The sequence below is a fragment of the Parabacteroides hominis genome, from assembly GCF_014287585.1.
Lineage (GTDB): Bacteria > Bacteroidota > Bacteroidia > Bacteroidales > Tannerellaceae > Parabacteroides > Parabacteroides hominis.
On record NZ_JACOOJ010000001.1, the window covers coordinates 61,706 to 75,475 of the forward strand.

Annotated in this window: 12 protein-coding genes; 6 read left to right on the forward strand and 6 right to left on the reverse strand. The window is 49.2% G+C overall.

The genetic code is table 11. The annotated features are described in order from the left end of the window. Positions 1–57 precede the first annotated feature (57 nt). From H8S65_RS00255 to H8S65_RS00270, 4 genes are all read left to right on the forward strand, one after another. Positions 58–462, forward strand: coding sequence for a hypothetical protein (locus H8S65_RS00255; RefSeq protein WP_186927961.1), 405 nt, complete (start codon positions 58–60; stop codon positions 460–462). A 112-nt stretch (positions 463–574) separates the two neighbouring features. Next, a complete protein-coding gene (locus H8S65_RS00260) occupies positions 575–781 on the forward strand; it encodes a hypothetical protein (RefSeq protein WP_186927962.1) in 207 nt (68 codons plus the stop codon). Between the two features lie 37 nt (positions 782–818). Beyond that, complete coding sequence (locus H8S65_RS00265; RefSeq protein ID WP_186927963.1) at positions 819–1,028, forward strand: hypothetical protein; 210 nt, start codon at positions 819–821, stop codon at positions 1,026–1,028. A 200-nt stretch (positions 1,029–1,228) separates the two neighbouring features. After that, positions 1,229–2,167 carry a calcium/sodium antiporter gene (locus tag H8S65_RS00270; RefSeq protein WP_186927964.1) on the forward strand — a complete coding sequence of 313 codons (939 nt, stop codon included), beginning with the start codon at positions 1,229–1,231 and terminating at the stop codon, positions 2,165–2,167. A 31-nt stretch (positions 2,168–2,198) separates the two neighbouring features. Here H8S65_RS00270 and H8S65_RS00275 read toward each other — a convergent pair whose 3' ends face one another. Next, a complete protein-coding gene (locus H8S65_RS00275; protein WP_186927965.1) occupies positions 2,199–2,915 on the reverse strand; it encodes a nucleoside-specific channel-forming Tsx family protein in 717 nt (238 codons plus the stop codon). Between the two features lie 102 nt (positions 2,916–3,017). Between H8S65_RS00275 and H8S65_RS00280 the strand changes: the two genes are divergently transcribed. Continuing rightward, positions 3,018–3,239 carry a hypothetical protein gene (locus H8S65_RS00280; protein WP_186927966.1) on the forward strand — a complete coding sequence of 74 codons (222 nt, stop codon included), beginning with the start codon at positions 3,018–3,020 and terminating at the stop codon, positions 3,237–3,239. Between the two features lie 104 nt (positions 3,240–3,343). On the opposite strand, the gene H8S65_RS00285 is transcribed toward H8S65_RS00280, so the two are convergent. The 5 genes from H8S65_RS00285 to H8S65_RS00300 form a co-directional block, all read right to left on the reverse strand. Next, positions 3,344–6,619 carry a putative Ig domain-containing protein gene (locus H8S65_RS00285; protein WP_186927967.1) on the reverse strand — a complete coding sequence of 1,092 codons (3,276 nt, stop codon included), beginning with the start codon at positions 6,617–6,619 and terminating at the stop codon, positions 3,344–3,346. Between the two features lie 160 nt (positions 6,620–6,779). Then, positions 6,780–7,238 (reverse strand): DUF4469 domain-containing protein, encoded by a 459-nt coding sequence (locus H8S65_RS20975; protein WP_255488986.1) that lies wholly within the window; start codon positions 7,236–7,238, stop codon positions 6,780–6,782. Next, positions 7,201–7,536 carry a DNA-binding domain-containing protein gene (locus tag H8S65_RS20980; RefSeq protein WP_255488987.1) on the reverse strand — a complete coding sequence of 112 codons (336 nt, stop codon included), beginning with the start codon at positions 7,534–7,536 and terminating at the stop codon, positions 7,201–7,203. Before H8S65_RS20980 ends, H8S65_RS20975 begins: the two co-directional genes overlap by 38 nt. Positions 7,537–8,209: 673 nt before the next feature. Further along, positions 8,210–9,166 (reverse strand): tyrosine-type recombinase/integrase, encoded by a 957-nt coding sequence (locus H8S65_RS00295; protein WP_186927968.1) that lies wholly within the window; start codon positions 9,164–9,166, stop codon positions 8,210–8,212. A 52-nt stretch (positions 9,167–9,218) separates the two neighbouring features. After that, the gene (locus H8S65_RS00300; protein WP_186927969.1) at positions 9,219–11,264 is read right to left on the reverse strand and encodes a M13 family metallopeptidase; all 2,046 of its coding nucleotides are present in this window, start codon (positions 11,262–11,264) and stop codon (positions 9,219–9,221) included. A gap of 158 nt (positions 11,265–11,422) precedes the next feature. Between H8S65_RS00300 and H8S65_RS00305 the strand changes: the two genes are divergently transcribed. Then, positions 11,423–13,762 carry a beta-galactosidase gene (locus H8S65_RS00305; protein WP_186927970.1) on the forward strand — a complete coding sequence of 780 codons (2,340 nt, stop codon included), beginning with the start codon at positions 11,423–11,425 and terminating at the stop codon, positions 13,760–13,762. The last annotated feature ends 8 nt before the right edge of the window (positions 13,763–13,770 follow it).

A 13,770-nucleotide genomic window follows, 5' to 3' on the forward strand; every position in this document is an offset into this window, starting at 1 on the left:
AAAAACAAAAAGGGCACATATTTGTTTTTTACGCAAGAATTCATATATCTTTGCAGCATGAAGAATTTCCTATTCATATTGACTCTGCTGTTCGGTATGTTGCTTTTTGTACCCGAAGAGGTGCAAAACAACGATACTACGCCCGTTTTTGAGGCGCAGAAAGAGGCGGTCATGAAGGAAAAAGGGGTTGCCGACATGCAACATAACCTGGAAATCCTGAGTAGCGACCTGAAAGGCAGCAATTGCCTGACACCGCGCAGGACCGCCCAAAGCCCCGGCAACACATTAAACATACGGTTGCTGAAGATTGAAGAAAGAGCAATCCAGTATTTTCGCCTGAAAGAAATCAACCTTCTCCGGAAAGTATCCGAAGGGGTAACAATATGTCAAACCATTAACTTCTCAACCCTCCTTTGCCGCATGGGATACCATGTGTATGGCCTGCGGAAAATCATTATTTGATTGCAAGCGGATAATTCGTCGTTTTCGTATGGGATATGGATTCCATACCGTTTCCTTATTGCATTCCCCCGGAATGCAAACAATTCATTATTCACTTAAAAATTAAATAATTATGTCTACTAAAAAGAATAAAATCAGCATCTATATTTATGTCGTTATTACGATTATCGGTTGTGTACTCGCTTGTAGCTCCATCATTCCGAACGATTATCTGAAACTGGTGGTCGTCATGGGAGCCCTCGGTACGGGCCTGTATGGCATCATGAGAGGCCTTAGCACTCCTTCCGCTACGGAAGAAACGGCTATCGATGAGAAATAAAAAGGATCGTTTTAACAACCTGAAAATAAGCACAGACATGAAAATAAATAAAGATCTTGTGGATGCAACTATGATGTTGTCATTCATTATTCTGGTATTAATCGGAACAACCGACTTCTCTAATCTGTTATTAAAAGAAATAACAATGGGTGGTCTTGCCCTGCTGAGTGTAGCAATGATTGCTTTACGGGTCATTCAAATGCGGCAGGAAGCTAATAGTCCGAAGCAAGAAGAATACGAATATTAAAGAATAATTCCTAACAACCCTAACTGAATGTCTATTAGCTTCCTGTTGTTCACTTCGTGGTGATCTCGAGGTTTTCCGAGGTACGTTTTTCTGCCTATAAAACAACTTGCTGTTTACTTGGTTATGGCAAATATTTTTTGCCGGGCAACAGGAAGCCAGACATTTTAATAGATTAACAAACTATAAGTAAGAAAAGAGCCATGATAACAAGTCTGACGTTATTGATTCTCTCGCTGGCGGCGCTTTACATAGGAGCCGGCTGGTTGGTCCAGGGGAGTTCCGCTTTAGCTCTCAAAGCCAAAATTTCACCATTGGTGATCGGTCTGACCATTGTCGCATTCGGGACAAGCGCACCCGAACTGGTAGTAAGCCTGAACGCCACGCTCGACGGGCAGGGTGACATAGCGATCGGAAACATCGTAGGCTCGAACATCTTCAATATCGGGGTCATATTAGGAGTTTCGGCTACCATTTGCCCGCTCCAGGTAAAAACCCGATTGCTCCGGATCGATATCCCGGTCATGCTGGTCGCAACCATCCTGTTCACCATCCTGTTCTGGAACGGGACATTAGGCCGGACGGAAGGACTTTCCTTCCTGGCAGGCATCATCATTTACACATTATTCAGCCTGTTCTACTCCCGCAAACATGGAGAAGGGCCGAGCCTGGAACTCGAAGAGCAGCCTAAGCATTGGGCCATCGATACGTTGGCCATCGTTGGCGGCCTGGTCGTCCTGGTCTTTGCCTCCCGGTTATTGGTGGACAATGCGGTCTCCATCGCCAAAGAGCTCGGAGTGAGCGAAGCGGTTATCGGACTTACGGTCGTTGCCGCCGGGACAAGCCTGCCGGAACTGGCTACCTCTATCGTCGCGGCCTCCAGGCACAAGACGGATATTGCCATCGGGAACATCGTCGGCTCAAACTTATTCAACCTGCTGGCTATAGCCGGTTCCTGTTCGCTAATACATCCCATCGAGGCCAAAAATGTAAACTACATCGACTTGTTGGCCATGTCAGCCATATCCGTCCTGTTATTGCCACTGGTGAAAAGCGGGCAAAAAATATCCCGGACAGAAGGGCTCGTCCTGATTCTCCTTTATGTGATTTACATGTTCTGGCTGCTTCGGGATACCATCTGACGGCATTTTTTCTTCAGCATTTCCAACCGGATCAATCGAATGACCACTTGATCGCCAGTGTCGGGATTGCATAGAACCCTTTACGTGCACCGAAATTCTGGCTCAGCTCGACCTCGCTTCCTACGCTTAGCTTGAACTTATCATCAACATGTTCCAGTTTGTTAAGGTTCACCCAAAGCTGGGGTTCAGACAAAAAGATGAAGTTCCGGCGGTTGCCGTCCGCATAATCGGTCCGTTCCCTCCACCAGTCGGCGAAACCGCTGAATGTGCAAAGGCCGTTCTTGGCAAAATGGATATACCAGGTTCCCGTCAGCTGGAAGTTGTTGGGTTCCTGATGTTTTTGGATATATTTATACATGGCGGCAAGGGTGAAACCTTTCGTAAAATCCGGGGCGTTCCAGGTATAGGTCGCACCGCCGAGGTAGGCGTTATTGTAAGAGAAACGATTCGACGCTCCCCCGTTATATTCGACATGTATGGAAAAAGGCGGTTGCCAGAAACGCAACTCACGGGCAATCTCCCAATAGCCGGCAACAACGCCTTTGCTGGTGTAATCCATATCGACGAAGAAATAGGTACTCCCCCATTTATCCGCCTTGAACATTTCCACCGTCGAGGTCAGCGCCGGACGCCCGTCCAGATCCTTATCATAAAGCGCACCCCCGAAATCATAATGCAATTGCACATTCTGCGCCTCCCCACAACAAACAACCGCCAGCAAAGCCGCCAGCACCAAAAGCTTTTTCATCTTATCCGAGTTGTTAATGTATAAAAGAAAGGTGCAAAATTACAAAGATATATTCTATTTATTGTTACTTTTGCTATGCAGCATAAAATAAAAGGAAATATTATGGCAACAACATTGACTCCTGCGGAGTGGTATATGAAATTATTATCGCCGTTAAGTCCGGATATAAAACTTGATTTAATCAGCAAACTTTCTGAATCCTTGAAAGAAAAGATATCAGCAAAGTCTGTATCTCATTCTTCAGATTTCTTCAATACACTTTCCGGTGCCTGGGAAGACGACATACCGGCAGAAGAAGAAATCAAGCTCATTCGAGAAGATTGAAAACTGGACGAAGCGTTAATTACCGTTTTACCTGAATAAAAGAGATGTATGAAAACACATTGTGCTCATACATCTCTTTTCATATATATATACTCTACTTCAAATTACCGGACGCTCACCTTCTCATTCCGTCCGTCGGACAGGCGGATGACGTAAACGCCGGCTTGCAGGTCTTCCACCCGGTTGGTTCCCGGCTGGAGATGCAATTGCCGGATAACACGCCCGCCGATAGAAACGACCTGTGCCTCTGCCTTGACAGGGCTTTCGATATAAACGATGTTCCGAACGGCATAAATACGGTTCCCCCCATCGATAACGGCATTCGCCGTAGGATCGTCTTTCACGATGCCTTCGATGGTTACCTGGATGTCTTCCTCTATATTCCGGATGACATACTTGCCGTCGCTCTCACGCGGGGTTATCTCCACACCGTTGGCTTTCACCACCGGGACGGAAGCGCCGTAACCTTCATCCAATGTCAGGCCGAAAGAGAAACTATAGCCCTCTTCCACCGTGTAGCCTCCGGCTTTCCGGCTCAGGGTGACGCCTTCGACAGAGGGGAGGGTGACGGTGTAATAGGTAACGGCAGGCGGGATATAAGAACTATGCAACATGAAAACAACCGGAGCGAACTCATTCGTATTCCCTGCCGCATCTTTCACGGCCAGGATAATCGTGTGTTCGCCGGCCGTACCTTCTATCTGGAAGGTGTGTTCGCCAGGTGCGCCGTCTACAGCCGTAGTGCCCTTGTCCACGTCATCCAGTTTGTAGCTATAGGAAACAATGCCACTACCGGTGTCTGCCAACGTAAAGGCGGCCGTCAGATTCGTAACGACGGGCGAACCAGCCTTCAACTCCGGAGCTGTTTTATCCAGCTTCACCGCAACAGACTTCACTTCGGAGGCTATAGATTCCGGCCTTCCATCGCGAAGCAACCGGTACTCGAAATCATAGCTTCCCTCTTCCATAATGCTCAGGCGCTCTTTCCAATCGCCGGTTGTGCGCAACCCGGCAACAACTTGAAGCTTGAAGCCAGCCGAAGCCTCCAACGTGATGTCGGCATTGGTCCATTGCGCCGGGACATTGCTTGCCAATTTCGAAGCCTCTCCATCATAAGCCTCCCCGAGCGATTGGTTGAAAACATGAATGGTGACAGGGTTTTCATGTAGTTTCAAGTCATAGTTGGCGGCCTTGAAACCGGGATTGCCGGTTGCATCGGCAAGTGCCAGTGTGCCGCCGGTGATATTTCTGTCTGCACCAGCCCCGCCCTGTTCCCAGCTCAACTTTCCGGTAAAGGCAGGCACTTCATCGCTGATTTCTCCATTGTAGGAAAAGACAGGTTCGTAGGCCTCTGCTTCGTCGGTATAGACGAACTGGTTGCTTTCAGGAGTGACAACCAGCGCCTTCCTGTTCCTCTTAAAGGTGATCGTAACCGTCTGGTCCGACCCATTGGCGGCGGTGATGGTAAAGGAGAGTTGCGTACCCGTACCGCCTGCATCGGCATCTCTCGGCGAACCGGTAATTTGACCGGTAGAAGCATCCAATGTCAGCCAATCGGGTTTATCACCGCTCACCGTGTATGTCATCGCGCCACAAGCCTCTAAAGCACCGTCGCTCAACAAAGCGGAAAGAGAATAGCGCTCATCCTCGCCATAAGCCGTCACACACTCTTTGTTCACCCCCTCTTTAAGGCTAAACGTATTCAGCTTCCAGCGGGCATAAAAGAGGGTTGCCTCGTTTATTGTTTTCCCGGAAAGGACGGTTCCGCCGGATGTTCCTTTCGTATCATACCAACCTTCAAAGGTATAATATAACCGCTCGGGAGCGGGATCCGGTGCAATCGCATTTTTCCCCGATTCTATAATTTGTGAAGCGGGCGGCTCCCCGGCATTGTCGTAATTCAGGTTAAAGGTCACTTCATAGCCTGCCTTTACGGTATTCGGGCTGGGGACATTACCTGTAAACTTCCCGTTCCCGACAATCCATATTTCGCCGTTGTTCGCAACCGTCCCGTCGTTATGCAAGGTGCAATCTTTGATCTGTAGCTTCTGCCCCGCATTTACCGTCAGCGTGGTATCTTTCGGGATTGTGGCATCGGTAGTCAGTGTAACGGTATTGCCATAGACAACACCGGTATTGTTATTAATGATGACTCCGGACCAAGAGCCTTTTTTTGACTGGTCGCTGATCCCGTTCGCCTTGATAAAGGCATTGCCGTTAGTTCCGGTAGAAAAAGAGCCGTTATTTCCGTCAAGTCTTTCTCCTTTTCCTCTACCGATACCCTCACCTCCACTATTTCCGGTAATAGCCGTCACCGTACCGCCGGAAATCACGATAGTGCCGCCGTCGCCACCTCTTTCGGAACTATAGCCATAACCACCACCTATACCGGCTCCCGACGAGCTATAAGCAATTACTGTTCCACCGGTAATCGTGATGTTTCCGCCGTGCCCTTTACAGGCACCACCACCGCCAATGCCGGCTCCCTGGCCACCGGTTGCGACAATATGGCCTCCGGAAATAGTAATGTTTCCACCGGATCCGGCTGTTGGATTGGTATACCCTCCCATACGTCCTCCACCACCTATCCCGGTACCGCCGGTAGCAGTTACGTCACCTCCGGTAATTATAATCGTACCTCCCGACCGGCTTGCTCCACCTCCAATACCGCTACTACCTGAAGCAGTCACCTTCCCGCCTTCTATCCGGACAATACAACTATTATTATTTCCATATCTGCTACTGCCAATACCTGTAGCATCTTTTCCGCCGATAGCTGTCACTTCTCCTCCTTTGATGGTAATCTTACCACCTTCAGCGTCTATTCCGCTACCGATACCGCTTCCCCCATTCCCCCCCGTTGCATGTATCACACCGCTTTCAATTGTGATAATACCGGCTTTCTGTTTACCTCCTCCTCCAATACCGGCTCCTTCATTAAGGCCTGTTGCCTCCAGCTTGCCACTCCCCTGTATAGTAACAACCGCTGTATCCTGGCCCGTTACCGTACAACGAAGCCCGGGACAATCCTTACCGCTCTTCAAGCTATTCTCCCCGCTAAGTGTCAGGGCGACGGAAGCATTACCCAGGATATCGAATGCACAAACATTATCCTGCCCACTTAAATCGATCTTGACATTATTCAATGTGATCTGGGCTTTAATACCGGATGTAATCATAATCCGGTCGGTTACAGGTTCGCTGCTACTTGTTATTTCAAGAGGTATAGCCGTTTTTACCGTCAGCAGGTTAGCGTCATAATCATAATCGACACCGCTTGTTCCATTGCTCACTACCAGGTTTTGAGCCTGCATGTTTTCTGTAGAAAAAAAGGCAATTATAGCGATTAGCCATATTGCCTTTACCCTCATTTGTTTCATATTTCTAATAATTTATTGATTAAGCGCACCGGGCGTTTTAACATTTGTTAGGCGCACCGCCTCTCCAATGTTGGAGAGGGCGGCTCCCTAATGTTGGAGAGAGGTTCTCCCTAACGTTGGAGAGGGAGCCTCTCCAAAGACAGGGAGACAGGCTCTCCGTTTAGAGTTCTCCCGGACGCTCTTCTTCGCCGCCCGGCTTATTGCCGACATAGAGCAAAGTGGGGAACGTATAGGTGCGGGGTTCTTTTACCTGTTTGCCGCCGTGTCCGTACTGGGTGGTGATACTCAAGGTGTATTCGCCATCTTCCATTGCGGGCATAAGGACGGTCAGTTGCGAAGGGTTGTTGTGGATCAACAGAGTTGCTTTCAACGGCTCGCCGCCTGTCTTGGTGAAGAATACGCCGTTAGCGGCATCGTCACCGGAAACTCTGATATTCTCGCCGCTAATGATGGCGGCACTGGCAGAAGTCAACTGCTGGTTCATCTCACCGGTAGTAGAGTCGATAATGTCGTTGATCACCGGGCCGGTAGTGGCCTTGTAAGTGACGACTTTAACTTTATTCAAAGTCTCACGCAACAATTTACCGATTGTGTACGTTACCCCCAACTTGTGTTTCATTTGGATCAAAAGGAGCTTTCTCACCGATAAAGGATCCTATGATATTTACGAGAAACTGACCGACTCCGTCTATCACGCTTTTTCCTTCGGCGATAGCCAACACCTTCTCCTGATCAGCCATATTAAGGATGTGTTCGACCGTCTCGACCCTAAACTCGGATCCCCGGGCAGCAATCCTTTCAGCAACCTGACGATTCCTTACCGCTCCCGTCACACGGGGCTTGGCGGTATAATCGTCCGTGCGCTCCGTAACAGCATTGTTGTACAGATCCGCACTTAAAATAATTTCTTCTGCCATGATTGTATGGTTTAAATGAATAATTAGGTTGACCCTTATTTGCGATATAAGGGAGAAGATAAATGTTTACTTGCCGGTGAACTAACAGACAAGGCTACACCTTGTGCCGTAGGTTCTCTTTTGCCGTCTGCTTCAGCAGACGGATAGATGATTGTTCCGGCTTTGCCGGTTCCTCTGTGGGTTTTAACCCCTTTTAATACAATAGATGAAAGGGACTGAAGTCCACAGAGGAAGAGGCTTTGCCTCCAAACCTTTTAAACCGTCTGCTGAAGCAGACGGCAAAAGAGGGCCTGCGGTATAAGACAAAGCTTGCTACCTAAGACACCGTCAATAGAAACACACCGACAAACCAGCATTTACCCGCCATCGAATTGGATATTCAATTTCGGATATCCCAATCTGTTATGTCTTTACTTAGCCCTTTTATTGGCAAACAAATCCTTAATGAAGTAGAGTATGTCTAATTGAAAACAGCAACCACAGAACCTCTAAATGAAAAGGATTTCCCTTGCATAAGGTATAAAATAAGCCATCCACCTAATATAAGCAGAAAAGTTTGTCTTTGTTTCATGAATATTTGTTTATCTTTGTTCCGTTCGGTTTTTCAGAATAGATAATATTTACCGGTATTAGATATTTTAGAATCCGATCTCCCTTATATCGCAAATAAGGGTTACGCCCTCGCCCCCATCACCCCTTCTATTTCCTGTGTGATCATCCTGTTTGCTGCATCTAATTCCGACTGGTCGAGGGCGGCCAGATAATTACGCGTCGTTTTCTCCGACGTATGGCCGAGCGCCTGGCTGATAACTGCTACCGGTATATGCTTCCGAAGGGCTTCCGTCGCCCAGGTATGGCGGAAGACATACGAGGTCAGGGACACCGGAGCGGCTAAGCGTTCGCCAAGAATCCGAAGGTTACGGTTGTACTGCCGCAAATCGCGCTTATAGGCTTCATGAGATGATTTCCCGTCTATCAGCGTAAGGGCGGGAAACAGATACGGGCTTTCGGGCGACGCATATTTATTCAGTATATGCCTCATCCCCGGCGTGATCCGAACCCGGATAAATGTTCCGGTTTTAATACGGTTGTACACCAGTTCTTCCCCTACAATATTATTATGCGTCAGATGGGAAAGGTCGACAAACGGGATTCCGCAACCGAGGAAGGAGAAGAGACAGAAGTCCCTGGCTGCAGCCAGGCTGGGGTCGTGCTTCAAGTCCATACCGGCTATCTCCTTGACTGTTTCCAGGCGGACGGCACGTTTCGCCGTCTTTTCCGGGTGGAGGGTAAGGTGCTCAAACGGGTGGATGGCAGGCCGGGAAATTATACTTTCGCGGATAGCGGTATTATACATAGCACGGAAATTGCTAATGTAACTGTTGATTGAATTGGTAGCCAGGTGCTCCTGCGAATTGAGGAAACTACAGAAGTGGTCTACCAGTGAGGGAGTGATGTGGGAGAAAAGCAATTGACAGCCTCCCCTGAACTTCCGCAGCCAGTTGCAGGAAGCGCGATACAGATCGGCTGTCGATTCTTTCCCGTCCAGTCGTTTCCGGCATATCAGCTTATCCATATAAGGAAACACCGGAACAACTGACGTTAGTCTTTTTACATTCTTCTTTTTCATATCTCTTTCTGTTTTTAGAATGAAGATACAACAAAGAAGGGGAAAGAGGGGTTTACCAGATCACCACCCGGTCAGCCGGCAGCATGTACATCGGTTCGCCTTCTTTGATGTCGAATGCTGTATAGAAAGCATCGATGTTGCGGAGGGCGGCGTTGACACGCCATTTGCCTAATGAGTGCGGGTCTATCTTGGTCAGACGCAGGATTTCTTCGGGACGGATGTTTTGAGCCCAAAGGTTGGCGTAGCCTAAATAGAAACGCTGTTCGTTGGTAAAGCCGTCGATCGGAGCCGGTGTCTTTTTACCTTCTAAGGAATTGAGGTAAGCCAAGTGAGCGACCATCAAGCCACCCTGGTCGGCAATGTTTTCACCCAAAGTGAAACGGCCGTTGGCATGAACGCTGTCCACAACAATGATATCGCTATATTGCCGGGCCAGGCGGTCGGCACGTTGCGTAAAGAGAGCGGCGTCTTCGGCCGTCCACCAGTCGTTCAGGTTACCTTCCTTATCGTAGTTGCGGCCCTGGTCGTCGAATCCGTGCGTCATTTCGTGGCCGATTACAACACCGATAGCGCCATAGTTAACAGCATCGTCAGCTTCCGGATTGAAGAAAGGAGGTTGCAAGATGGCGGCAGGGAAACAAATCTCGTTCGTTGTCGGATTGTAATAAGCGTTTACCGTCTGCGGGCTCATTCCCCAACGAGCCTTATCGACCGGTTTGTCTACATCCGCCAACATATAATTGACTTCAAAGATATTGGAACGGCGCACGTTCGCCCAATAAGAATCATTTTTGATCTCCAGACCGCTGTAGTCGCGCCAAGTGTCTGGATAACCGATCTTGACGATAAAGGCAGCCAGTTTCTCCTGCGCCCTCGCCTTAGTAGCATCGCTCATCCACTCCAGGCCGGCGATACGGTCGCCCAACGCTTTCTGCAAGTCACCGACCATCTTCAACATTTTTTCTTTGGAAGAAGCCGGGAAATATTTAGCCACGTACATCTGGCCGACAGCTTCCGACAAGGCGCCGTTGACCGTAGACAAAGCACGTTTCCAACGCGGTTGCTGTTCCTGCCGTCCGGACATCGTCTTGCCATAGAAGTCAAAATTTGCCGTAACAAACTCATCGCTCAGGTAAGGAGCGGCAGAGCTAAGCAGGTTGAATGTCAGATAATATTTCTGTTCATCCAAAGTCGTATTCTTCATCAGGGCGGACAGACCTTCGTAGAAAGGAAGCTGCTTCGCATCCAGATATTTGATCTCCATCATCCCCATGCTTTCGAAATAAATATCCCAGTTCAACGGGTCGTTCTTGGCTTTGAACTCTTCGATAGACATCTTATTATAGTTCTTCTGGGAATCGCGCAGGTCTTCACGGCTGAAAGAGACTTCGGCAATGCCCTTTTCGATCTTCATGATCGCATCGACAGCAGCTTCGGCCTGTTCGGGAGAGCTTCCGATCAGGGTAAACAGGCGGGTAATATAGTCCTTATAGGCTTCGCGCATCTTCTGGCTGCTTTCGTCTTCCAGCAGGTAATAATCGCGATCGCCCATCCCCAGGCCAGCCTGGTACAACTGCACGATATTCATGGAACTGTTCTTTTCGTCGGCCCCGACATACAAGGCGAAGAAAGGAGCCATCCCCTCTTTATGCAGGGTAGCCACCATCTTGGTCAGTTCGTCCTTCGTACCCAATTTATTGATTTCAGCGAGTTGATCCTTGATCGGCGTATAACCGTCTTCATTCAGTTTCACGCTATCCATTCCCATTGCGAACAGCATGCCGATCTTCTGTCCGACGCTTCCCTCCTGCCCAGGAGTCGCACTGAGACCTTCGATAAGCGTACGGATCTGTTCCTGATTATTGTCCCTGAGCTGGTCGAAAGTACCGAAACGGGCATATTCAGGTTTCAGCGGATTATTCTTCATCCAGCCGCCACAAGCGTACTGATAGAAATCGGTCCCCGGAGCTACGGCAGTATCCAGGTTTGCCAGATTGATAGCGTCATTCTTTGCAGCCTCCTTCACAGGAGTCTTGCTGCATCCCACCATTGCGGTCATTCCGGCGGCAACAAGCAGTATCACCATTAACTTTTTCATTTTGTTCAACGTTTAATCATTCATTTATCCGGCAAAGGTACACAAATCGAGGTAAATGGAACTATATTTTCCCCTTTATGAACTATAAATATACCCGCACATAAGTGTAATTTATGTACTTTTATCCCCGGAAAATATTTATAAACTAATTTTATATCATGAAGTACCTACAGAACACAGCCACATGGCTGATAGCCCTGTTTCTTATTGTCTTTTCCGGCTGCAACCAAAAGCCGGCGGGAGAACACACTTTCGCGATCGGCGACAAGACATTCCTGTTAGACGGAAAGCCGTTTGTGATCAAAGCCGCGGAGATCCATTACACCCGTATTCCGGCCGAATACTGGGAGCACCGAATCCAACTTTGCAAAGCGCTCGGCATGAATACGATCTGCATCTATGCATTCTGGAACATCCATGAACAGAAGCCCGGCGAGTTCGATTTTAGCGGACAGAACGACATTGCCGCTTTCTGCCGCCTGGCACAGAAATATGGTATGTATATCATGTTACGCCCCGGCCCTTACGTTTGCTCCGAATGGGAAATGGGAGGACTGCCCTGGTGGTTGCTGAAAAAAGAAGATATCAAACTGCGTACCAACGATCCTTATTTCCTGGAACGGACCAAACTGTTCATGAATGAAATCGGGAAACAACTTGCCGACCTCCAGATCACAAAAGGAGGCAATATTATTATGGTACAGGTCGAGAACGAATACGGTTCCTATGCAACAGACAAGGAATATATCGCTAACATCCGCGATATCGTGAAGGGAGCAGGATTTACAGACGTACCCCTGTTCCAGTGCGACTGGAGTTCCAACTTCCTGAACAACGCCCTCGACGACCTGGTCTGGACCGTCAACTTCGGCACAGGAGCCAATATCGACGAACAATTCAAGAAACTGAAGGAAGTCCGCCCCAACACCCCGTTGATGTGCAGCGAGTTCTGGAGCGGTTGGTTCGACCACTGGGGACGCAAGCACGAAACACGCGATGCGGAAACGATGGTTTCCGGCCTCAAGGACATGCTCGACCGCAACATCTCGTTCTCCCTCTACATGACACACGGAGGAACGACTTTCGGTCATTGGGGAGGCGCCAACAGCCCTGCCTACTCGGCCATGTGCAGTTCTTACGATTATGACGCGCCTATCAGCGAAGCAGGATGGACGACACCCAAATATTTCAAATTGCGTGAACTTCTTGCGGGCTATATGGACGAAGAAAAGACACAGTCAGAGGTACCGGCAGCAAAACCGATCATCGAAATACCCGAATTCGAGATAAAGGAGGTCGCTCCTTTATTCGGTAACCTGCCGGAACCGAAGACTTCCGAAGACATCAAACCGATGGAACAGTTCGACCAGGGTTGGGGAACGATCCTGTACCGGACCACTCTGCCCGCCGTGACATCCGGCACTACCCTCCTGATTACGGAAGTACATGACTGGGCACAGGTCTATGCGAACGGAAAACTCTTGGGACGCCTGGACCGCCGCCGCGGTGAGAACTCCCTTAAACTGCCGGCCCTAACTGCCGGAACCCGGTTGGATATCCTGATAGAGGCTATGGGACGCGTCAACTTCGACAAGGCGATCCACGACCGCAAAGGGATCACCGAGAAAGTGGAGTTGCTGAACGAAGGTTCCACCCAAGAGTTGAAAAACTGGCAGGTGTACAGCTTCCCGGTGGATTACCCGTTCGTAAAAGACAAAAAATACGCTCCGGGCAAGAAACTGGACGGACCGGCTTATTACCGTGCGACGTTCAACCTGGAAGAAACAGGCGATGTATTCCTCGATATGCAGACCTGGGGAAAAGGTATGGTCTGGGTAAACGGAAAGGCTATGGGCCGCTTCTGGAAAATCGGTCCGCAGCAAACGCTTTTCATGCCGGGCTGCTGGCTGAAGAAGGGTGAAAATGAAATCATCGTACTCGACTTGTTAGGCCCGGAAAAGGCGACGATCACAGGTCTGAACAAACCGATCCTGGACATGCTTCGTGCCGAAGCGCCGATGACGCACCGCAAAGAGGGTGAAAGCCTCGATCTCAAAAACGAGAAGCCGGTTGCTGCCGGTGCATTGAAAGCCGGCAACGGATGGCAGGAAGTCAAGTTCGACGCTCCGGTCAAAGCCCGTTTCTTCTGCCTCGAAGCGCTGAATTCCCAGGATGGCAGGGACTATGCAGCCATCGCCGAGTTCTACCTGCTGGGTGAAAACGGTAAGCCGCTCTCCCGCCAGCACTGGCAGATTGCGTATGCCGACAGTGAAGAGACACGGGGTGGCAACTTCACAGCCGATAAGATTTTCGACCTGCAGGAATCGACCTTTTGGAGCACTGCCCGTCGAGACAGATACCCGCACCAGGTCGTAATCGATCTGCGTGAGGATGTTACGATCTCCGGTTTCCGCTACCTGCCCCGTGCAGAAGAAGGATATCCGGGAATGATCAAAGAATACAAGGCGTATGCCAAGATGAACCCGTTTAAGTTTTAAATCGATAT